We start from the raw sequence: 22,566 nt of genomic DNA on the forward strand, positions 1-22,566 counted from the left end.
TCCAGACGATCTATGCAATGGTCTCGCCAACAGAGGCCGGTGGCAATTCACGAAAAGCGTAGCAATTCGCCTTGGCATCATTGAGGGCGTGGTGCTCGGGCAGATTATGCTGCTTGTGGAACTCGTACCGCAATAGCTCATTGATGCGATCGGCGACCAGTCGACGTTTGCACCACGGCGGCCCCCGTCCATCCAAGACATCGTAGAAGAGATCCCAGTCCGTCTGGTAGTCGTAGCAAATGAAGACCTCTTGATCCTTCGGCCTTACCAACTTAAGCCAATTGGTCATCTGCAGGTAAAGGTCGTCCTTGGTCATTTCCGCATGCGGTGCGTATCCCAAGAGTGGAAGGACCGCGGCCTTGACAAATTCGCTGCACTCACGCACCTCGTAAGGCAGCTCGGCGTAAAACTCCTCGCCGCTTTGTGCGACCAGGCCGATGCTGATCAACTGCGGGTCGAGAAAGTCAGTGAACTCAGTGTCGATGAAGACGTTGAACGACATCGTATGCTCCCTCATTTGTGAACTTCAGGGACATGGCTCTGGCCCGAAAGTGTGGCATGCCCCAATACCCATGGCATCAGCTTGGCAATACTGACTGCATCGTCCAGCCCACGATGATGCTGCCCCTCCAGAGGAATGCCCGCCAGCGCACACGCCCGCGCCATGCCAACCTCCTTGCCAATGCGCTGAACCTTCGCAAACAACCGCTTGGCATTCTGATGGGGCATGGCCAAGGGCATCGTAATCTCGTGGCGCTGGGCCTCTCTGGTCAGTTGCTTGTGATCGTAGTTTCCCCAGCTCATCCAGACAGTATCGCTGGACACTACCTCCCTGACGAAGGCCTGAAGCGCCTGCGCTGCGACAGGAAACAGGGGCGCTTGATCGATTTCCTCTTGGGTGATGCCGATCAACTTCTTGCAAAATGGCGTAAGGGCCGGCCGCACCAGCGGCTTCGCCAGATGCTGAAACCGTTCCAGCACCACACCACGTTCGGTGACCCAGCAGGCACCGATTTCAATAATTTCCATCTCTTCCGGCGGGATGCTGCCGTCGTCCGAACAGGTCGCTTCGAGGTCGACAACGAGAATTCTTGCCACGTGATCCTCTTGATAATGGAGTTGGTCCGGCGGGAGGACAATTTCGCACGCGAAATTGCTGCCTTTAGTGACTAAAGGATCTGTTGCTTTCGCAACTTGAGCCGGCTCAACTTGGAGGCTAGCTGGTAGCTATCAGCTAGCTGAGAAATGCCTGCTGCTGAATTTGCGACCGACGCGGGCGGAAAATATTCGCCCGTCCATTGAGCGCGCCGGCCGGGTAGTCACGGCAATAGCTCCGTCCTTAATGGACAGGAAAACACGTTGGCCTATCTTCCAGTCTGTCAATGCCTTCGGCCACGAGACTTTGCCGCCGCGTTCAAGGATGGTCGAGTAGGTTTGACGTTTTTTCATGCAAGCTCGATTGTGCAGTTTTGATCAAAGACGATCACGTTTTGGATCATTTCATTCCACAGTTTATAGCATCTCGTGGTCACAATATATTCATGTCGTGACTTGAGTCTGGTCAACCTACAAAGAATATCTGAGAGCGTGAAAACTTGCCATTGACAACGAACCTTCGGCTGATGCAATGTCCGTGGAGCCTGTTGATGTCACTCCGATTTTTCAACGATTTCGCCTTTGAACGACCCTGCCAAGGATCCCCTTACCATGGCCAGTATCGAACGGACTGCGTATCCTAGATTTCCACGTACGCTGACACTTAAAGATCTTCATGCAACCTTCACGCCGCGGCCTGAAGAAATAGAATGGGCCGCCGGTTTCGCCCGCTCCGCGCCGCGGCGCCTGGCCTTACTGGTGAATCTGAAATGCTTTCAGTTTTTGCGCTACTTTCCTGCCATTGATGCTATTCCCGCGGAAATCGTGGAGCATATTTCTGCGAGTCTTGGTATGCAGCCCGTTCATGCGATTTCATACCCCGACTCAAACATATCTCCTTATCGCCATCACAAGGCAATCCGCACGCTACTCGGGGTAACGCCATATGAGCATGTGAAGACCAGGCCGATTACTGTCGAGATCTCCCAACGTGCGGCCGCCATCGTTGATACTCGTGTAGACATCATCAATATCACGGTCGAGGAATTGGTACGGTCAGGTTACGAGCTCCCTGCATTTAGCACCCTGGACACTATTGCCGAAAAAGCTCACGCTGCAGTGGAGTCCGCGCTCTACAAAAAGATCTCCCAACGCTTGTCCTCTGCCCAAAGGCAGTGGCTTGACAGCCTTCTAGATACGGAACTACCACAGCGCCGATCCCTTTATCACCAGATTAAGCGCTCTGCTAAGAAGGCTTCTCGCAAGCATCTCGATTTAGTCTTGGACCAGCTAAATTGGCTAGAGTCATTGCCCGATCCCGGAACGCTGTTGGAAGATGTGCCGGCCAACAAATTGCGGCATCTCTCCGACCGTGCAGCCGTCCTCGATGCGGCAGAAATGAAAGATTACAACCCAGCGAAAAGACAAACGCTTATTCTGGCTCTTATTTATCACATGCGGATCGGTGCCCGGGACGACATTGCCGAGATGTTCATTCGACGCATCAGCGCTATTCACAAAAGCGCGCGGGAAGAATTGCAGGTTCTGCAGGCGCGGCAGCGGGAGCTCAGTGAAGAGCTTGTCGCAACCTTAGAACAGGTTGTGGAGATTCTCGCTGAAGGTATGGAAGATGCTCCGACAGGAAGACGTATCCGCGACCTCTTGGCCCCACATGGCAGCTTGGAACGGCTGCAGGGCGATTGTGAGGCAATCCGAGTTTGGAGTGGGGGAAATCATCTTCCATTGCTCTGGAAGCCTTTCAAATCTTGGCGAGCTGCCATGTTCCAGATGGCGAAGGTGCTGGTTTTTCATCCGGCCACGCAGGACAAGGCTCTTCTCAAAGCTTTGGATATCGTAATGGAAAACGAACACCGGAAAGCAGAGTGGATCGCCGATGAGGTAGATCTATCGTTTGCTTCAGAACGATGGCATAAACTTGTCCGACGTTCTCACGGCCTTGGAAACCCGACTAATCGTCGTTACCTAGAAGTTTGCGTCTTCTCCCATCTGGCCAGTGATCTGCGTAGTGGCGACGTGTGTATCGAAGGTGCTGGTTCATTTGCCGATTACCGTGGCCAGCTTCTCTCTTGGAAGGAGTGCGAGGCACTACTCCCAGATTATTGCGACCGGATTGGTATTGTTGCCAATCCTCAAGCGTTCGTCGAAAACCTCAAAAGCATGTTGGCGGACACGGCTGCGCAGGTGGATAGCGAATTTCCTCAGCACGCCGGCGACGTATCGATCGGCGCCAATGGGGAGCCGACTTTGAGGCGCGTCACCGCCCGCGAGATTCCCGCCTCAGCCATTGCGCTGCAAGCTGCGATAGATAGCCGGCTCGTGCCTCGCAATCTGCTCGACATCCTCGCCAACATTGAGCATTGGACGGGGTTCACTCGTAATTTCGGGCCGCAGTCCGGTGACGACCCCAAATTACGCAATGCTCGCGAACGTTACCTGCTGACCGTATTCGCAATGGGATGCAACCTTGGGCCGCATCAGGCCGCTCGACATCTGTCCAATGGCGTCACGCCTCATCAGCTTTCCTATGTCAACCAGCGCCATATGAGCCTGGAACAACTAGACAACGCTTGTCGCGACCTTACGGAGCTATACCTCAGATTGGAACTGCCGAAACTTTGGGGAGACGGAACGAAGGTGGCTGCTGACGCCACTCATCACAATTTTTACGAACAAAATCTCCTTGTCGGCATGCACTTCCGATACAAGCGGATGGGCGCGGTGGCATATCGTCATGTGGCGGACAACTACATTGCGAATTTCCGCAGCTTTATCCCGCCGGGAATGCTGGAAGCGATATATGTCATTGAAGGTCTGATGAAAGCGGGTCTGAGCGTCCAGCCAGACACGGTCTATTCGGACACGCACGGGCAATCTGAGGTCGTATTTGCATTCACCTATCTGAATGGCATCCAGCTAATGCCTCGAATTCGTAACTGGAAGGATCTAAAATTCTATAAAGCTGACAAGGCCACTAAGTACAAGCACATCGACAGACTGTTTAGTGATGTCGTGGACTGGAAAGTAATCCAGAACCACTGGCAAGATCTCATGCAAGTAGCGATCTCGATCCAGCAAGGGAAGGTGGCGTCTCCGATGCTCCTTCGAAAATTGAGTCATGACGGCCGCCACAATCGACTTTTTGCCGCCGCAAGGGAGCTGGGCAGAGTATTGCGCACCATTTACCTGTTGCGCTGGATTTCGCAAAAGGAGATGCGTCAAGAAGTGACCGCTACGACCAATAAAATCGAGTCTTACCATGCCTTCACCAAATGGCTCGATTTTGGCGGTGACGTCATCACCGAAAACGACTTGAACGAGCAGCAAAAGAGAGTGAGATATATCGACCTAGTGGCTTCTGCTGTCATTTTGCAGAACACGGTGGATATGATGCGAATCATCCAGGAGCTTTATGCAGAAGGTGAGCAAATTGCCGTTGAAGATGCAACATATATGAGTCCCTATGGCACCACGGGCGTCAAACGCTTCGGAAACTATTTCCTTGATATGAAACGTCCGCCGGAGGCTTGGCTTAAGGAGGCACTATTCAAACAGGCTGCCAAGAGAGCTAGAGCGGAAGCACCAAAAGGCGCAGAGGGAGGCGCATGACTAAAGAACACGAAAACATAAAAACGGCCTATGGATTGGTAGATAACAGTGCTCTAAAAAAACTTCAGCAGGAATTCGACACTTCGGCTTTATTAACTATCGTCGATGAACTTGATCAGGTCATAGATTTGCTGCGCTCAGAAGACGGATTGCGCGACGAATTACTTCGCCTGCATGGGATGGCACACACCGTCTTAAACGGCGCGGGTCTCTCTGTGCCGACAGGGGAGGACTCATTACCAGAGATGGTATTTGACACAATCAGCTGCATTCAACGCGTCGTAGGGGTTATGCGTGGTTGGCAGCGCTCAATAGAGCCCCTTGAGGCACTCGCACCAAAAGATTGATTGAGTTATAAGGGCACAGACCTTCATTACTTTTAGGCTTATGTATGAACATTGGCCTTATCTCGGCTGGCCCCCTACTGGGTGGATAACGGGCAGCCAAGCCGGCTGATCGGCGCGACACCGGTATCGACTGGCCGCCCTGGCGGTTTTGATCACTTCCTGACGCCGACCGGCGTTCATCGGCACGCCGTCGACAATCCCGACTACCGTGCGTTGGGAACGAGGAATTCGCACGGCATTCGGGGCTATGGCGTGCGCGGCATGCGTGTATTCGACCTTGGGTGGCAGAACGCCACCCGTGGATGGGGCAAGGGCGGCGTCGGCACCATGCGTCTGCAGATGCACGCGACTGATCCCGACCTGCTCGAACCCCTGCTGGGGACCCGCCAGTCCAAGGGCTGCATCCGCATTCCGGCGTCCCTGAATCAACTGTTGGACGAACACGGAGTGCTGGATGCGGAGTACCAGGCCGCCAGGAACGCCGGTATGCGCATCGTGCCGAGCATGCCGGTCGGTGACGTGACAGGGGCAGGCCGCTACGTCATCGTGGTGGACACGGAAACGCCTGAGCGGCCTGACTGGGCGCTGCCTTCGCACTGAGATCGTCAGGCAAGCACGCAGGTAGCGCCCCGCATCAGGATTCGGCCTTGGCGACCTTGCCCGCCGATTTCCTGGCGGCATGATCGTTGGCCACGTTGGCTGCGGCAAGCATCTGCGGTACCACGTGCTTGAGGCCGTCGCTCCAGGCCTCGGTGATCTGCTTGCCGCTTTCCATCATCTTGCCGAACATGCCCGGCAGTTCCTGGAAGCTCTTGTCGAACAGATGCGCCATATCAGCATTGCCAGGCAAGCGGTGATTGCCGGCGCCATGCAGGCAACTGACGCATTCTTTGTTGACAGCGATCATGCGCTGTTGCATCGAGTGATTCAGCTTGACGGTGACATCGCCGAGCAACTCACCCAACTGCTTGGCAAAGACCGCGCTTTCCTGCATCTCACCGCGCCAGCGCTCGGCCATCATCGAAGCGGCTTCCACCGGTGTCCTTGCCTCCACGCATTGCTTGGCCAGCAGAATCGCATTGCCTGTCTCGCGGCGCAGGAAGTTGGTGTCGAGATCATAGATCTTGCTCATGCAATCCAGCGCACTGGCGCCGAGTTCGACACCGGACTCGATCTGATGGCTGGCACAGGCCAGCCAGAGATCAGCAAACTTATCCATATTGGGGGCAGCCATGGGATTTCCTTTCCGAAATTGGTACTGATTGATGATTGATGATTGATGAGTACAGAATTGCGTCAGATCATCGCGACATGATCGCCAGCGCATCCGTCATCACCGGCCTTGTTCAACTTCGTTCTTGACGAAGCCAGCAATCGCGTCGGCCAGTGTCATGTCCATCACGGTCATGTGATGCACCAGCATCAGCGGCATCGTCCCTCTGACCATGTCGGCGAAGGACATGTCGCCCTCGTCGATATAGGGCCGGGCCTTGTGCAAGATTCCCAGCAGGCTGGCATGGTCCCGCAGATGGTTACGCAGGTCCGGATAGCAGATCTTTTCCATGATGCTTTCCTCGGCCCTGAAGTCGGCTTCGATCTGGTCCAGCAGCCGTCCGTAGGACGCTGCAAATTCTGCCTCCGGCACTGCTGCCAACTGGGCGAAGCCTTCCAGAATCTGCCGATGTTCTCTCGCCATCTCTTCGATTTCGAAGAAGATGAGTTCCCGGGTGGATGTGCGCATGGAGTTTCTCCTGGGGTCGCAATCAATGCCGAGTCCCGATCGCAGGGGCGGCCGACGAGTGTCTGCACACCCGCAACGTTCACAATGTCTGGAAGTTATATGAAGATTTTACGGACCGCACCAGGCGTAAAACTGATGCAGGTCAAGTTCTAACAGGGGAAGGCATCGGCCCCTCCCGCGCGTTTTGACCTAAATCAGTAGCCTCTGGCGGGGCAAGGCGCAGAGTTGCCACATGCAATCCCCGGCACGATTGGCTTCGGGGCAAGTTCTTGGAGCGCCCATGCGACATCTCTCGACCACCCAGCTCATCCGGCTTCGTTCCTTGCTGGATGAAGCCGAAACCTCGCTGCGCCAGCGCATGCGCACAGACGACTTCGCCGATGACGAGCAGTCTGACCGGCTCGGCATCCAGCAGGTGATGTCGGACCAGGAATTGCACGAACTGCTGGACATCACCGAGGCCCGTTCACGGCTGACGGACAACAGCTACGGCCTGTGCGTGGATTGCGGCGCCGAGATCGAAGTTGAACGCCTGTTTGCCTATCCCACCGCCAAGCGCTGTCTCGCCTGCCAGCAACAGCATGAACGCGGCCGCGCCCGCCTCAACGCATGAACGCCCCGGAACAACGCTGGCCCGCCGGGCCAGGAACGCTCGCAGCCGCTGATACTGACGCAGCTTCACCACTGAGCCCGACCGAGCGCCTGGACGCGCAGGTGCATGCGGCTCTGGCCCGTTCCAGCGGCTCGCTGTCGCTGGCGTCGGGACTGCTGGCCGCCATCGACTGGGCCGCGCACCTGGCTGTCTCGCCCGGCAAACGCCTTGAATTACTGTGCCTGGCCCTGCAGCAGGGCAACCGACTGTTGCATTACATGGGCAGTGCCCACACCCAGGCTTCCGATCTGCCGGTCGCGGACCGCCGCTTTGCCGCACCGGACTGGCAGCGCTGGCCCTACAACCTGTGGCACCAGGGCTTCCTGCTCACTGAGCAGTGGTGGAGCGCCGCCACGCGCGATGTCTGGGGTGTGGAAAAGCACCACGCTGATGTGGTCAGTTTCGCCGCACGGCAATTATTGGACCTCTTTTCTCCAGGCAACAACCTGCTGACCAATCCGGAAGTCCTTCGCGTCACCGCTGAACAACGCGGCAACAATCTCCTGCTCGGTCTGCAGAACTGCATGAACGACATGGTCGGTCTGCTGCTGGAACAGCCCACCAGTACCGATCGCAGCTTCCTGCCCGGCAAGGATGTGGCGATCACGCCCGGCAAGGTGGTCCTGCGCAACGACCTCATGGAATTGATCCAGTACGCCCCAGCCGGCAAGGCGGTGTATCCGGAGCCGCTGCTGATCATTCCGGCCTGGATCATGAAGTACTACATCCTCGACCTGTCACCGGCGAACTCGCTGATCCGCTATCTGGTCGAGCGCGGTCACACGGTATTCTGCGTCTCCTGGAAGAACCCCGGTCCCGAAGACCGCGACCTGGGCATGGACGACTACCTGAACGCTGGTCTGCATGCCGCCCTCGACACGGTCAACCGCATCGTGCCCGGTCAGAAAGTACATGGCGCCGGTTATTGCCTGGGTGGCAGCCTGTTGGCCATTGCAGCGGCCGCGATGGCACGCGACGGCGACCCGCGCCTGGCATCGCTGACCTTGCTGGCTGCCCAGACCGACTTCAGCGAGCCGGGTGAACTGGGCCTGTTCATCGACGAAAGCCAGATCAGCCTGCTGGAGGCCCAGATGCAAGAGGCCGGCACGCTCAGCCAGACGCAGATGGCGGCCGCCTTCCAGATGCTGCGCTCCTACGACCTGCTCTGGTCACGCGTGATCGGCCAATACCTGATGGGTACGCCGGCCCGCAACAGCGACCTGATGGAATGGAATGCGGACGCCACCCGCATGCCGGCTCGCATGCATTCGCAATACCTGCGCCGGCTGTTCCTTGATGACGATCTGAGCGAAGGCCGTTATCCCGTAGACGGCAAGCCAGTCGCGCTCAGTGACATCAATACCCCGGTATTCCTGGTGGGAACGGTCCGCGACCACGTCGCCCCTTGGCACTCGGTCTTCAAGTTGCATTATCTGTGCCCTGCGGAAATCACCTTCGTCTTGGTCAGCGGCGGCCACAATGCCGGCATCGTCAGCCCGCCGGGGCATCCGCGCAGCCAGTTCCAGATGCGCACCCGGCCGGCCGGTGGCGCCTACTGCCCGCCCGATCAATGGGCCGCAGAGACTCCCGTCACCGAAGGCTCCTGGTGGCCCGCCTGGCAAACCTGGCTGGCGCAGCATTCGGGCGAGCCCACCACTCCGCCCCGTCTGGGCGGCGCAAAAGCCGGGCGGATGGACGATGCGCCCGGAGCCTACATCATGGAGAAATAGGATGGTGCTTTCGCTGGAAGGAAAAAAAGGCCTGGTGGTCGGCATCGCCGACAAGCACAGCATCGCCTGGGGCTGTGCCCGTGCACTGCACGCGGCCGGCGCCGAGCTGGCCGTGACCTGGCTCAACGACAAGGCGCGCCATTATGTGGAACCCCTGGCGGATCAGGTGCGGGCCACCATCATGAGCCCGCTGGACGTCAGTCAACCTGGCCAGATGGAGCAGCTGTTCGAACTGATCACGACGCACTGGGGCAGGCTGGACTTCGTGCTGCATTCGATCGCCTTTGCACCAGCGGCGGATCTGCACGACCGCGTCGTGAATTGCTCGCCCGAGGGATTTGCCAAGGCAATGGACGTATCCTGCCATTCCTTCATCCGTATGGCCCGCCTGGCTCAGCCCCTGATGAAGAATGGCGGTAGCCTGATCACCATGAGTTATGTCGGTGCCGACGAGGTCGTCAGCAACTACGGCGTGATGGGGCCGGTCAAGGCGGCGCTGGAAGCCAGCGTACGCTATCTGGCCAGCGACCTGGGCCCGGCTGGCATTCGGGTCAATGCCGTGTCGCCGGGGCCGCTGGCCACGCGGGCGGCCTCCGGACTGAATTGTTTCGAGGAGTTTCTGACCGACGCCGCCCGCCGTTCGCCCTTGCGCCGGCTGGCCAATATCGACGATGTCGGTGACCTGTGCAGCTTTCTGGCCAGCGATGCGTCCAGCGTCATCACCGGAAACACCCTGTATGTCGATGCGGGCTATCACATCGTCGCATGAACGCCCCGGGCAAGCGTGAGCGCCACATCGCCGAATCCGCTCCGGCCCATTCCCACCCGAGGACACCATGACCCAAGCATCATCAGGCAGCCCCGCCAACATGACAGAAACGCACGCCAGCGACGACCTGCTCGGCCTGATCCGCAACCGGGTCTTCGCGGAAATCGCCATCGGTGACACTGCCACCATCACCCGCACGCTCACCTCGGCCGACATCCAGCTCTTCGCCGTCATCTCCGGTGACGCCAATCCCCAGCATCTGGATGCCGCCTTCGCCAAGGAAAGCCGGTTCCACGGGCTGATCGCGCATGGCATGTTCGGCGGCGCATTGATCTCGGCGGTACTGGGGACCCGGCTGCCGGGGCCAGGCACGATCTATCTCGGCCAGACCCTGCGGTTCCTGCATCCGGTCCGCATCGGCGATACGCTGCAGACCAGCGTCACCGTGGTCGCACGTGACGAGGCCCGGCACCGGCTGACGCTCAAATGCGCCTGCGTCAATCAGGACAATGTCATCGTGATCGAAGGCGAGGCCGACGTCATCGCACCCACCGAATCCATCGTGCGACGCCGGACCACCTTGCCGGAAGTCAGCATGAAGATGGGCGATGGCGAGCTGCAACAGTTGCTCGACCATACGCGCCAGCTGGGGCCGGTCAAGGTCGCAATCGTCCACCCCTGCGACGCGGCCAGCCTGTCGGCGGTACTGGACGCCCATGCCGCCGGCATCATCCTGCCGGTACTGGTGGCGCCCCGGGCCAAGCTGCTGGCCCTGGCGGCGCAGCAGAAGCTGGATATCTCCGCGTTCCCCATCGAAGACGTTCCCCACAGCCACGCGGCGGCTGCACGTGCGGTAGAACTGGCCAGCCAGGGACAGGTGGAGATGCTGATGAAAGGCAGCCTGCATACCGACGAATTCATGAGCGCCGTGGTGGCCAGCCCGGCGCTGCGCACCAAGCGCCGCATGAGCCATTGCTACCTGATGCAGACGCCCTCCTACCCGCGGCCCTTCATCATCACCGATGCAGCCGTGAACATCGAACCGACGCTGGAAGAAAAGGCCGACATCATCCGCAACGCCATCGACCTGGCCCAGGCCATTGGCGTCAAGCTGCCCAGGGTGGCCATCCTGGCGGCGGTGGAGACGGTCAATCCGAGGATGCCGGCCACGCTGGACGCCGCCGCGCTATGCAAGATGGCCGATCGCGGGCAGATCACCGGCGGCGTACTGGATGGCCCGCTGGCCTTCGACAATGCGGTCTCGCCGGTATCGGCACGGGTCAAGGGCATCGTCTCGGATGTGGCGGGACAGGCGGATATCCTGGTGGTCCCCGATCTGGAAAGCGGCAATCTGCTGGCCAAGCAACTGGAATATCTGGGTGGTGCCGTCAGTGCCGGTCTGGTGCTTGGAGCACGCCTGCCGCTGGTGCTGACCAGCCGCGCCGATTCACGTGAAACACGGCTGGCCTCCTGCGCCGTGGCGCGCCTGGTTGCGCAGCACTACCGGGCCATCCCGCCGTGATGGGAGTGGTCCGTATTCACTGCCTTGAAATTCAGTCCTGAACGACGTACTGAACGACGAAGTAGAAAACGACATAGATGATCAAGAGTGCCATGCTCGCCAATAGGGAAATAGTCAACATTCGCATTGTCTGTCCTGACGTCGGTGACCCAGGGCAGGAACCGCGCCCGAGCCGAAATAGCTGCCGTCCATGATGGGCGACATGCGCGACGAAGAACTGATGCAGATCAGATAAATCGGCCGAAGCAATATCGCTATGCACATCGAGGGAGGTTCGGATGCGAGAGTCGAAGGATGATTACCAAGGCCTGTTACCTTCCGAAGTGGCGCGCATCCTTGCCGAGGACGGGCCGAACGTGTTGACATCCGAACGGCGCCGGATGGGACGGGCTCTGATCAATGTTCTGAAGGAGCCGATGTTCGTGCTCCTGCTGTCGGCCGCTGCCATCTATCTGGCCCTGGGCGATCTGCGCGAAGGCTTGTTGTTATTGTTCATGGTTGCGCTCACCGTGGCGCTGACACTCTATCAGGAGGGAAAGACCGAGCATGCGCTGTCCGCCCTGCGCGTGCTCAACAGCCCCACCGCCCTTGTAATCCGCGCGGGTCGGACGGTGCGCGTGCCCAGCCAGGATCTGGTGCGGGGCGACCTGATCCTTCTGGAGGAAGGCGCCCGGGTGCCGGCAGATGCGGACGTTCTTGAGGCCACCAATCTGCAGATCGATGAATCATTGCTGACCGGAGAGGCTTGCCCGGTCGAAAAGCGCGGCCTACCAACGACACCCGAATGGCATCAGCCCTCCCCTGCGCAAACCGACAGCGCGATGCTGGTGCGATCAGGCACACTGGTTGTACGAGGTAGTGGTATCGCCCGGGTGAGCGCCACAGGCGCCCGCAGTGAACTGGGAAAGATCAGCAGTCTGCTGCATGAGCTGGTCGAGGAACCGAGCCCGATGCAGCGGCACGTGGCTCGTGCAGTCAAGGTGTTTGCCGTAGCCGGCCTGGCGCTGAGCGCCCTTCTCGTGGTTCTCGAAGGCTATGCCCATGGCCGCTGGACCGAGGCCATGTTGATGGGAATCGCCTTGTCGATGTCGCTGCTGCCGGAAGAGCTTCCCATCATCCTCACGGTCTTTCCTGCCATCGGGGCATGGCGCATGGCGCGTGCCAATGTGCTGACGCGACGCCTGTCGGCGGTCGAGGCCTTGGGTTCGATCACGGTCCTGTGCACCGACAAGACCGGAACGCTGACAGAGAACCGGATGCGTGTCGTACAGGCGATGAGCGCCGGGCACCATCTCTACTTCGATGAGAGCGACGTCGGCATCACCTCGCCGCAGTGGCGCACGCTGCTGGAAACCGCCGCCCTGGCGAGCAGCCAGCGTCCCACCGATCCCATGGAGAAGGCCTTTCATCAGCTGGCCGGGGAAAGCGCCAAACGCTTCGCACCGCCAGCGGTCACGCAGCTGCTGCAGGAATACCCGCTCAGTCCCGAGCTGCGGGCGATGACGCTGGTCTGGAAAGGCGATGCAGACACCCCCTTGCTGGTAGCGACCAAGGGGGCGCCGGAGGCGATTGCATCCTTGTGTGGGTTGGCGCCGGCAGAAGTGCAACAGATGCAGCACGATGTCCTGCACCTGGCCAGCCATGGCTTGCGCGTGATCGCCGTGGCCAGCTGCAACTGGAGCGGTCCGCTACCGGCCTCGCAGACCGGCTTCGCGCTGCGCTACCTGGGCCTGCTGGCACTGGCCGATCCCCTGCGAGAGGCCGTACCGGCGGCGATCCAGGCCTGTCATCGGGCCGGGATCAGGGTCATCATGATCACCGGTGATCATCCCGGCACGGCGCAGACCATCGCGAGGGAGGCCGGCATCAGTGCCGACCGGATTTTGCTGGGCGATGAGGTGCAGGCCTTGGATGAGCACGAACTCACCCGCCGGCTGCGCACCACCAGCGTCTTCGCGCGCATCACGCCCCACCAGAAGTTGCGCATCGTGGCGGCACTGAAGGCCGACGGCCAGATCGTCGCCATGACCGGCGACGGCGTCAACGATGCGCCTGCGCTCAAGGCCGCGCATGTCGGTATCGCCATGGGAGGGCGCGGTACCGATGTCGCCAGGGAAGCCGGCTCGCTGATCCTGCTGGACGACAACTTTTCCTCCATCGTGGAGGGCATCCTGACGGGGCGGCGGATCTTTTCCAGAATGCGCAGTGCGATGACCTACGTCCTGTCCATGCATGTGCCTATCGCCGGCATGGCATTGCTGCCTGTCATCTGCGGCTGGCCCTTGATCCTCTATCCGATGCAGATTGCATTCCTGGAGCTGATCGTCGACCCTGCCTGTACGCTGGCCTTTGAGAATGCGGCAACGGACGGCAGCGAGCGCAGTGCGCCGGGTCGCGACGGCAACGCGCCGCTGCTGGAAGCGCGCACCCTCCTGCTGGCGGTGATGCAGGGCGGTCTGGCCCTGGCATTCGCGGTCTGTGGCTATGCCTGGTTTCTGGAACGACTCGCGCCAGGCCAGGCCCGTGCTGCCGGGTTCATCGTGCTGGTCGTGCTCAATCTCAGTCTGATGTTTTCGGCGCTGGCCCCTGGACGCCACTTCCTGCAGGCGCTCTACCCGAGCAATGGTGCGGCACTGATTATTTCGGCGCTCGCCGTGACCATGCTGCTGGCGGCCTTGTACGTTCCGGCACTGACCGAGGCCTTCCATTTCTCGTCATTGCCGTTGCCTGAGCTTGTCATGGCATTTGCCTGGGGCGTCCTTGCCTTCCCTGCTTATGAATGCGCAAAGTTCCTGATCGCCCGGTTCAGACGTTCTCCAACCACCGTAAGCGAAAACTGAGCGCTGGTGTCCGCCACATCGGCCACATCGGCCACATCGGCCACATCGGCCATATCGGCCATATCGGCCATATCGGCCATATCGGCCGCATATGACTGGCCCAAGCAAGCTAATGCGAAATGCGCAGTTTGGCTTGCCTGCCCGGAGCTCTATGATGTGCTCATCCCGGCCATCCGGCCTGCGGCATCCATTCTCCCGGACACCATCGACCTCATGAGCACACTTCCCTCCGACCTCCTGCAGCGCATTGCCGACGGCGCAGCCCAGCGCGATGCACAACGTGAACAACCCTTTGCCCTGATCGAAGAAATCAAGGCCACCGGATTCGGTGCAAGGCGGCTCGACGCCGATTACGGTGGCGGTGGCGCCACCTTCGTTCAGACCCTGGAGGCCGCCATCGAACTGGGGGCGGCCGATCCCAACATCGCCCACATCTGGCGCAATCACCATGTGGCCCTGGAACGCGTGCTCAACGCACCGCTGCAACATCCGGGCGTGGCTGCACTGCGCGAGCGCGTGCGTGCCGGCGACCTGATCGGCGCCTCCCATACCGAACTGGGACAGGCACAGATCGGCGGCACCGGTGTGCTGTCTACGCGTCTGGTCCGCCAGGGTGAGCACTATGTGCTCAACGGCCAGAAGTTCTATTCGACCGGTTCGCTCTTTGCCGACTGGCTGCATGTGACGGTGTCAGTGGAAGACGGCCGCCGCGCGGTGGTCCTGCTGCCCCGCCAGCGCGAAGGCGTGCAGACCGTGGATGACTGGTACGGCATGGGCCAGCGCCTGACCGGCAGCGGCACCACCAACTTCGAGAATGTCCTGGTGGCCCCGCACGAAGTGCTGCTGCCGGATCAGGTACCAGCGCGCCAGGCGGTGCTGGGCTCGACCATTGCGCAACTATTCCTCACGGCGGTCATAGCCGGCGTGGTCAGCGCAGTGGCACGCGACGCCAGCGCGCTGCTGTCCAAACGCAAGCGCAATTACTACTACGCCCCCACACCTGCGGCGGCCGATGACCCTATCCTGCTGAGCGCCCTGGGCGAACGCGATGCCGATGCCTTTGCCACCCGCGCCATCGTGCTGGCCGCCGCCAGCGAGGCCGACCGCGCCTATGCCGCCCTGAAGAGCAATGCGGCCGATGCCGATGACCGCCTGCAGGATGCCGCCGCTGCCGCCGCACGCGCCAAGGTGGTGGTGGATCGCATCGCCCATCACGCCGCCACGGCCCTGTTCGACATCGCCGGAGCCTCGGCCACCCTCACCTCGGCCAATCTGGATCGTCACTGGCGCAACATCCGCACCATCTCCACCCACAACCCGACCTCGCACAAGGCCTTTGCACTGGGCAACCTGAGCGCGAACCAGGTCCGCCTGCCAACCCAGGGATTCTTCTAAGAGCGCGGGGCGTACGCTACGCCCCCGCGTTTTCCCCTTGCCCCGGCTGATGCCAACAAACCGACGTAACTGGCAATGGCGGTAAACGTTCCAATTTGGTTTGATGTTCTATAAAGTAGACAAAAAACCAAATAAGGAACACATCGCTGTGGCAAACATGTCGGCCAGCAATCCGCCTGCGACAGAGGCAAGGCAGCCGGGCCAGGGTGTGGCCGCGGGCGTGCAGCGCAAGGGGTGGAGCAAGAGGTGGCGTCCATGGCGCCTCCTGCTCCTGTTGTGCTGCCTGCTGACCCTTTCCGAGGGCCAGGCCAAGGTGCTGTCGGTCGGCGTCTACCAGAATCCACCCAAGATCTTCTTCGACAGTGCCGGCACCGCCTCGGGTCTGCACATCGACCTGCTGCGCCAGATCGCCAGCCGCGAGGACTGGCAACTGCGTTTCGTGCCCTGCGAATGGCAGACCTGCCTGCAATGGGCCGAAGAAGGCAAGATCGATATCCTCCCCGATGTGGCCTGGACCGAGCAGCGTGAAAAAGTGCTGCAATACTCCGCCGTGCCGGCGCTCTACAGCTGGTCCATCCTGTATCGCAACCAGTCCGTGGTGATCGATTCGGTGTTCGATCTCAAGGGCAAGAAGATCGGCCTGCTCGACAGCTCGGTGCAGGCCAGCTATTTCCGCGCCCTGATGGATAACTCCGGGATCAAACTGACCCTGGTGCCATTGAAAAACGTGGAAGAAGGTTTCCGCATGGCCGCCGCCGGCGAGATCGATGGCATCATCGCCAGCCAGCAGGCGGGCGACATGCTGGCCGACCGCTATCGTCTGGCCGACACCAGCATCGTGTTCCAGCCGGTCAAGCTGTATTTCGTCAGCAGCAGGCAACAGCCCCCGGAGACCCTGGCGGCCATCGACCGCGCCCTGTCACAGTGGCAGGCCGATCCGCAGTCCATCTACTTCGATATCCTGCGCAAATGGGGCCGTGGCGCGACCTCGCTGCCGACCTACGTCTGGTGGTTGCTGGGCGGCGCTCTGGCGCTGCTGGTCTGCGCCTTGCTGATCGCCGCCTACCTGCGCCGGGAAGTCGCCCGCCGCACCGCCAGGCTCAGGCAAAGCGAAGCCTCATTGCGTATCGCTGCGGCGGCCTTCCATTCTTCGGAGGCGATCTGGGTCATGGGTGCCGATCGTAGCGTGCTCGATGTCAACGCCGCCTTCACCGAGTTGACCGGTTATCGACAGGGCGACCTTGACCTGGATGCCCAGGGGATGCCGCCCTGCCGTCAGGAGCAGGAAGACCGGGATTTCCGGACCAGCCTGTGGGCCCTGATCCAGAGCCAGGGGAAATGGCAGGGCGAGCTCTGCGTACAGCGTCGCGGTGGCGACGAATTCCATGCCGTGCTCACGCTGACCGCGGTGAATGACCCCGCCGGTGGTGTGAGTCACTATGTCGGGACGCTGCTGGACATCAGCAGCCAGAAGCGCCTGCAGGAGGAAACCCGTCAACTGGCTTTCTACGACCCGCTCACCGGCCTGCCCAACCGCCGCCTGCTGCTGGAGAAGATCCAGCCCGCCAGCCACCGTGGCCATAGGGCTGAGAGCGGTCAAGGCGTGGGAGCATTGTTCTTCGTCGACGTCGACAACTTCAAGGACCTCAATGACGCCATGGGCCACACCGTTGGCGACCAGCTTTTGCAGCAGGTGGCGCAGCGTCTGCAGAACCTGGTCGGCCGTACCGGCATGGTGGCGCGTCTGGGCGGAGACGAATTCGTGGTGCTGCTGGATGGACTGCCGGCACAACAGGCCCAGTTGCTGGCCAGCCAGTTCGCCCAGCGCATCATCGATGCCATGCAAGCGCGCTTCGACTTCCATGGCGTCGGACATTTCGCGACCTGCTCGGTCGGCGTGGCATTGATGCAGGACCCGCATGCCAGCGTACAGGACCTGCTGCGCCAGGGCGATCTGGCCATGTACGCGGCCAAGAAGGCGGGACGCAATACCTTCTGCCTGTTCAACCAGGAAATGGAATCGGCCCTGCATTTCCGCACCGGCCTGGAGAACGACCTGCGCCGCGCCATCGAGAACGGAGAGTTCAGCCTGCACTACCAGCCGCAGCGTGACCAGGCCGGTAGCCTGATCGGCGTGGAAGCCCTGGCGCGCTGGCACAATCCCTTCCGGGGCCCGGTCTCGCCTGGCCTCTTCATTCCCGTGGCGGAGGCCTCGGGCCTGATCCTGCCACTGGGCCATTGGGTGTTCGAGCAGGCCTGTCGCCAATCCGTGCGCTGGAACCGCAGCGACAACGGCAATCGGCCACCGGTGGTCATCGCGGTCAATGTGAGCGCGCTCCAGCTGCGTCAGCCGGATTTCGTGCAGGACATCCTGCGCACCATCGAAGAGACCGGCGCTCAGGCTGCCCACCTCAAGCTAGAGTTGACGGAGTCGGCCATGGTGGAGGACGTGCAAGCCACCATCGACAAGATGCTGGAGTTGAAGCGCCATGGGCTGACGCTGGCGCTGGACGATTTCGGTACCGGCTATTCCTCGTTGTCGCTGCTCAAGCGCCTACCGCTGGACCAGCTCAAGATCGATCAGTCCTTCGTCCGTGAATTGCTGGCCACACCCAGCGATGTCGCCATCGCCAGGAGCATCATCGCCCTGGCCGATGCGCTTGGTCTGGAAGTCATTGCCGAAGGCGTCGAGACCCGCGAGCAGCAGCAATTCCTGGCCGCCCTGGGTTGCACCCGCTACCAGGGCTACCTGTTCGGCAAGCCGGTACCGGCCGAGCAGTTCGACGGCAGCTATTGATCACACGGGATAGGCCATGACGGCCGGCGGCCGGCAGTGGCGACGTTCAGTGGGCGGCGCTGCGATCGGCCAGCATCAGGTATTCGGCATGCAGGTGGGCCGCTTCCAGTACCTTGCGGTATTTGTCCCGGTCGGCCGGGACGCCGGCGAGTTCATGCTGCAGCAGCTGTCCGATGATCTCGCTGGCCTCGGCCGCTTCGGTGCCGGCCGTCTGCATCGCCAGCAGGCAGTTCCTCACGGTGGCGCGCACCAGTTCGGCGACCGGTTCATCCTGTTCGGACATGTCGCACAGCCGGACGATGATGCCCAGATGGCGGCGTGCGATGCTCATGGCGTTGGTACACATGGTCCCCTCCTTATCGTGGATTCACGATAGGACGGCAACCACGCGCACGCCATCAGGGGTTTCCTGATTGCAAGCCCGGCAACAGCAGCCAGGCTTCAGAGCGCCTGCAGCAGGACCCCGCTCAGCGCCAGGATCACCACCACCGCCAATGGCGGCAGGCGCCAGGCCATCAGCAGCACCATGCCGGTCACGGCCAGCGCAAAATCGCGGGCATTGAACACTGCACTGGTCCACACCGGGTTATAGAGCGCCCCCGCCAGCAGGCCGACTACGGCGGCATTGGCCCCGCGCATGGCGGCCTGGGCCAGCGGCCGTTGCCGGAAGTCGTCCCAGAACGGCAGCGCGCCCAACAGCAGCAGGAAACCCGGCAGGAAGATCGCCAGCAGGCACAGCACGGCACCTGCCACGCCATTGGGGAAGGCTTGCATCACCGTGCCGAGGTAGGCGGCGAAGGTAAAGAGCGGACCCGGCACCGCCTGCGCGGCACCATAACCGGCCAGGAAGACATCGTTGGAGACCCAGCCGGGGCCGACCACTTCGGCCTGCAGCAAGGGCAGCACCACATGTCCACCGCCGAAGACCAGTGAGGCCGAACGATAGAAGGCATCAAACACCGAAACAGCATGCAGCCCGGACCACGTCGCCACCAGCGGCAAGCCGACCAGCAACAGCAGGAAAGCAGCCAGGCAGGCCAGGCCGACACCGCGCGACACGCCGAATCCCAATTGTCCCCGGCGAGTCACGGCAAGGTCGCGACAGAACAACAAGCCGGCCACGGTACCAAACAGGATGGCGGCGATCTGGCCCACGGCGCTGCCGGCGCCGACCACGATCATCAACGCACCCAGCGCGATGCTGATGCGCTGGCGGTCGGGCGTGATGGTGCGCGCCATGCCCCAGACCGCCTGGGCCACCACAGCCACGGCCACGATCTTCAGACCGTGCAGCAGACCGGTACCGAGGACACCCGACATGCTCCCAGCGACCAGGCCAAAGACCAGCAGCAACAGCGCCGATGGCAAGGTGAATGCCGCCCAGGCTGCCAGGGCGCCCCACGGGCCGCCACGCAACAGGCCCAGGGCGAAACCGACCTGGCTGGACGCCGGGCCGGGCAGGAACTGGCACAGCGCGACCAGATCGGCATAGCTGCTTTCACCAATCCAGCGGCGGCGCACCACGAGCTCGTCGCGGAAATACGCCAGGTGCGCCACCGGTCCGCCAAATGAAGTCAGCCCCAGCTTGAGGAAGACACGCAGGACTTCACCGGGACTGCCGCGGCGCGCGCCTTCTTCCGATGGCAATGGGGTTTCTTCGTGCGACATGACGCAAGGGCTCACTTTCTGGTTTTCTGAACCGGGCTGGAATGCTCGATCCGACGGCCGCGCAGGTGAAGCAGATAGCGCTGGTCTCGTCCGCCGGGTGGCTATCATAATGCACGCCACCGATCCCGCCAAAGACCGCCCCGGTCGCATCGCGTCCGGCCCCTGAAGACCGTGTGCCCTGCCCGTTCAGGCCGCCGCTTCTTCGCGCATCTGGCCGATCACGAAACCCAGCAGCTGCGGCTCCGCCAATGGGCGGCTGTAGAAGTAGCCCTGGATTTCGTCGCAACCCAGGCGCTTGAGCCATTCGCGCTGCTGCACCGTTTCCACGCCCTCGGCAATGACCTTGATGTCCAGCGTATGGCCCAGGCCGATGACCGCCTGCACGATGGCAGCGTCCTGCGAATTGGGGCGTAGCTGGCTGACAAAGGAGCGGTCGACCTTGAGCTTGTCGATGGGGAAGCGTTTCAGGTAGGCCAGGCTGGAATAGCCGGTGCCGAAATCGTCGATCGACAGCTTCAGTCCCAGTGCGCGCAATTCGTGCAAGAGTTGCACGGCAGCCTCGGTGTGCTCCATGACGGCGCCTTCGGTGATTTCCAGTTCCAGGCAGGCGGGATTGATGCCGGTGCGCGCCAGCAGCGCCTGCATGCGCGCCAGGAAATCGGGGTGGCCGAAGTGGCGCGCCGAGATGTTCACGGCCACCACCATGTCGCGTCCGCTCAGGTTGCGCAGCGTGTGGATCTGGGCACAGGCACGTTCCAGCACCCATTCCCCGATGGCGATGACCAGGCCGGATTCCTCGGCCACGGGGATGAAATCGCCCGGCGGCACCAGCTGGCCATGGCGACGCCAGCGCACCAGCGCCTCGAATCCGACCAGGCTGCCGTCCTGCAGCGATTGCTGGGGTTGCAGGTGCAGTTCCAGTTCGTTGCGCTCCAGGGCGTGTACCAGTTGGGCCTCCAGTTCGACCCGGGCCACCGCTTCGGCGTTGAGCGCTTCCGAATAGGCCACCAGCATGTTGCCACCCTGTGCACGGGCCGATTGCAGCGCGGCGTCGGCATTGCGCAGCAGTTGCACGGCGTCGCCGCCATGACGCGGATACTCGGCCGCCCCCAGGCTCAGGTTGGAATAGACTTCGTGGGCGCGGCAGCTGAAAGGCCGCTGCATGCCGGCCTGCAGGGCGACCAGCGCCCGCGAGAAATCCTCGGAGTCGACATGGTGGCGATACAGGATCACGAAATTGGCGCCATCCAGGCGGAAGACCTCGCCGTGATAGGCCCCGGCAATGCTGCGCAGGCGGGATGCGATATCGGTGATCATGGCGTCGGCAAATTCATGGCCGTAGGCGCCGATGACGCGTTCGAAGCGATCGACGCTGCCCAGCACCAGGGTATGACTGCGGCCACGCAGGTGCAGCAAGCGGTGTTCGAGCGAGCGGCGGTGCGCCAGGCCGGTCAGCGGATCGTGCGCGGCCTGGTGTGCCAGCGCGTCTTCGGAGCGGAAGCGGGCGCGGATGTGATACATCATGAACAGCGCCGTGGCCAGTGCCAGCAGATTGAACCAGTGCACCAGACGGGCGATGCGGTTCAGGTTCAGGTCCACCATGCCGCCCTCGCGCAGCAGTTCGGTCACGTCATGCATGCCCATGCCATTGAGGGTCCAGTGCACCAGGGGATCGGCGGCATGGCGGATGTTTTCCACGGTGTTCTGCATGACCATGGACAGGCTGGCGCCGCACGCCACGACCAGGGTAAGCAAGAGGTAGATGGGCCAGCGTGAATGACGGGCCAGGCGTTGCCGCAGGCTGATCTCCTGGGCTGCCGGTGCGATTGCGGTCACCAGACTGCGCAGGCTGTCTTTCCAGCGGCGTGGCATGGCTTGGGTCTGCTGCATCAGATTTTCCATCTTCCCCCCCGGGTCATTGCTTGAGTAGAGTTTCCACCGTCTGCAGCATCTCGTCGCCATCGAAGGGCTTGCCGAGGAAGGCCGAGCGGCCGGCCGCCACCACACGCGCCGCTACCGCCACGGTGGGATACGACGTGATTACCACCACCGGCATGGCCAGTTGGCGGCCGCGCAGCCATTCCAGCAATTCCACGCCGCTCATGCCGGGCATCTGGACATCGGTGACGATGCAATCCATGGCTTCATAGGCTTGTTCGGCGACAAAGTCGTCGGCGCTGGCGTGACATTGCACCGTCCATCCCATTGAGCGCATCAGCGCCGAGAGGGCCTCGCGCATGGAGGCGTCATCATCGATTACGGCAATCTTGCTTGGCTGGTTCACTGCATTCCCTTGGCGATGCCGGCTCGAAGCGCCGGCCTGTCTTCTGCATCCGCATGGATGAGACGAATTCTTGATTGCAGGTTATCAAGCCCGGGCCGG

Annotated in this window: 18 protein-coding genes and 1 pseudogene; 10 read left to right on the plus strand and 9 right to left on the minus strand. The window is 61.3% G+C overall.

Annotated elements, in window-relative coordinates:
* Positions 1-10: 10 nt before the first annotated feature.
* The 3 genes from HWE04_RS10235 to HWE04_RS10245 form a co-directional block, all read right to left on the minus strand.
* Positions 11-502, minus strand: coding sequence for a 3'-5' exoribonuclease (locus HWE04_RS10235; protein ID WP_241812321.1), 492 nt, complete (start codon positions 500-502; stop codon positions 11-13).
* Between the two features lie 11 nt (positions 503-513).
* The gene (locus HWE04_RS10240) at positions 514-1,098 is read right to left on the minus strand and encodes an exonuclease domain-containing protein (protein WP_241812322.1); all 585 of its coding nucleotides are present in this window, start codon (positions 1,096-1,098) and stop codon (positions 514-516) included.
* A gap of 132 nt (positions 1,099-1,230) precedes the next feature.
* On the minus strand, positions 1,231-1,449 hold the full coding sequence (locus HWE04_RS10245; RefSeq protein WP_241812323.1) for a hypothetical protein: 219 nt from the start codon (positions 1,447-1,449) through the stop codon (positions 1,231-1,233).
* Between the two features lie 258 nt (positions 1,450-1,707).
* On the opposite strand from HWE04_RS10245, the gene HWE04_RS10250 reads away from it, so the two are divergent.
* From HWE04_RS10250 to HWE04_RS10260, 3 genes and pseudogenes are all read left to right on the plus strand, one after another.
* Complete coding sequence (locus tag HWE04_RS10250) at positions 1,708-4,722, plus strand: Tn3 family transposase (RefSeq protein ID WP_241812324.1); 3,015 nt, start codon at positions 1,708-1,710, stop codon at positions 4,720-4,722.
* On the plus strand, positions 4,719-5,069 hold the full coding sequence (gene tnpC / locus HWE04_RS10255) for a Tn3 family transposase post-transcriptional regulator TnpC (protein ID WP_241812325.1): 351 nt from the start codon (positions 4,719-4,721) through the stop codon (positions 5,067-5,069). The genes HWE04_RS10250 and tnpC overlap by 4 nt, the downstream gene beginning before the upstream one ends.
* A 75-nt stretch (positions 5,070-5,144) precedes the next feature.
* Positions 5,145-5,669 (plus strand): annotated as a pseudogene (locus tag HWE04_RS10260) (L,D-transpeptidase); the annotation flags it as partial.
* Positions 5,670-5,703: 34 nt separating this feature from the next.
* Here the strand turns inward: HWE04_RS10260 and HWE04_RS10265 are convergent.
* Complete coding sequence (locus HWE04_RS10265) at positions 5,704-6,396, minus strand: phasin family protein (protein ID WP_241812326.1); 693 nt, start codon at positions 6,394-6,396, stop codon at positions 5,704-5,706.
* Between the two features lie 6 nt (positions 6,397-6,402).
* The gene (locus HWE04_RS10270; protein WP_241812327.1) at positions 6,403-6,810 is read right to left on the minus strand and encodes a bacteriohemerythrin; all 408 of its coding nucleotides are present in this window, start codon (positions 6,808-6,810) and stop codon (positions 6,403-6,405) included.
* Between the two features lie 280 nt (positions 6,811-7,090).
* Between HWE04_RS10270 and HWE04_RS10275 the strand changes: the two genes are divergently transcribed.
* From HWE04_RS10275 to HWE04_RS10305, 7 genes are all read left to right on the plus strand, one after another.
* On the plus strand, positions 7,091-7,423 hold the full coding sequence (locus tag HWE04_RS10275; RefSeq protein ID WP_241812328.1) for a TraR/DksA family transcriptional regulator: 333 nt from the start codon (positions 7,091-7,093) through the stop codon (positions 7,421-7,423).
* On the plus strand, positions 7,420-9,192 hold the full coding sequence (locus HWE04_RS10280; RefSeq protein ID WP_241812329.1) for an alpha/beta fold hydrolase: 1,773 nt from the start codon (positions 7,420-7,422) through the stop codon (positions 9,190-9,192). Before HWE04_RS10275 ends, HWE04_RS10280 begins: the two co-directional genes overlap by 4 nt.
* 1 nt (position 9,193) lies before the next feature.
* Positions 9,194-9,961 (plus strand): enoyl-ACP reductase FabI, encoded by a 768-nt coding sequence (gene fabI / locus HWE04_RS10285; RefSeq protein ID WP_241812330.1) that lies wholly within the window; start codon positions 9,194-9,196, stop codon positions 9,959-9,961.
* 100 nt (positions 9,962-10,061) lie between these two features.
* Positions 10,062-11,483 carry a bifunctional enoyl-CoA hydratase/phosphate acetyltransferase gene (locus HWE04_RS10290; protein WP_241812419.1) on the plus strand — a complete coding sequence of 474 codons (1,422 nt, stop codon included), beginning with the start codon at positions 10,062-10,064 and terminating at the stop codon, positions 11,481-11,483.
* 278 nt (positions 11,484-11,761) lie between these two features.
* Positions 11,762-14,323 (plus strand): cation-translocating P-type ATPase, encoded by a 2,562-nt coding sequence (locus tag HWE04_RS10295; protein WP_241812331.1) that lies wholly within the window; start codon positions 11,762-11,764, stop codon positions 14,321-14,323.
* A 213-nt stretch (positions 14,324-14,536) separates the two neighbouring features.
* Positions 14,537-15,718 carry an acyl-CoA dehydrogenase family protein gene (locus HWE04_RS10300; protein WP_241812332.1) on the plus strand — a complete coding sequence of 394 codons (1,182 nt, stop codon included), beginning with the start codon at positions 14,537-14,539 and terminating at the stop codon, positions 15,716-15,718.
* 157 nt (positions 15,719-15,875) lie between these two features.
* A complete protein-coding gene (locus HWE04_RS10305; protein ID WP_241812420.1) occupies positions 15,876-18,515 on the plus strand; it encodes an EAL domain-containing protein in 2,640 nt (879 codons plus the stop codon).
* A 46-nt stretch (positions 18,516-18,561) separates the two neighbouring features.
* On the opposite strand, the gene HWE04_RS10310 is transcribed toward HWE04_RS10305, so the two are convergent.
* The 4 genes from HWE04_RS10310 to HWE04_RS10325 form a co-directional block, all read right to left on the minus strand.
* Positions 18,562-18,861, minus strand: a complete 300-nt coding sequence (locus tag HWE04_RS10310; RefSeq protein ID WP_006462202.1) for a hypothetical protein — start codon at positions 18,859-18,861, stop codon at positions 18,562-18,564.
* Positions 18,862-18,956: 95 nt separating this feature from the next.
* The gene (chrA, locus tag HWE04_RS10315) at positions 18,957-20,183 is read right to left on the minus strand and encodes a chromate efflux transporter (protein ID WP_241812333.1); all 1,227 of its coding nucleotides are present in this window, start codon (positions 20,181-20,183) and stop codon (positions 18,957-18,959) included.
* 186 nt (positions 20,184-20,369) lie between these two features.
* On the minus strand, positions 20,370-22,073 hold the full coding sequence (locus HWE04_RS10320; protein ID WP_241812334.1) for a putative bifunctional diguanylate cyclase/phosphodiesterase: 1,704 nt from the start codon (positions 22,071-22,073) through the stop codon (positions 20,370-20,372).
* 25 nt (positions 22,074-22,098) lie between these two features.
* Positions 22,099-22,467 (minus strand): response regulator transcription factor, encoded by a 369-nt coding sequence (locus HWE04_RS10325; RefSeq protein WP_006462217.1) that lies wholly within the window; start codon positions 22,465-22,467, stop codon positions 22,099-22,101.
* Positions 22,468-22,566: the final 99 nt, after the last annotated feature.

This window comes from Herbaspirillum sp. C7C2 (assembly GCF_022627865.1).
GTDB lineage: Bacteria > Pseudomonadota > Gammaproteobacteria > Burkholderiales > Burkholderiaceae_D > Herbaspirillum > Herbaspirillum frisingense.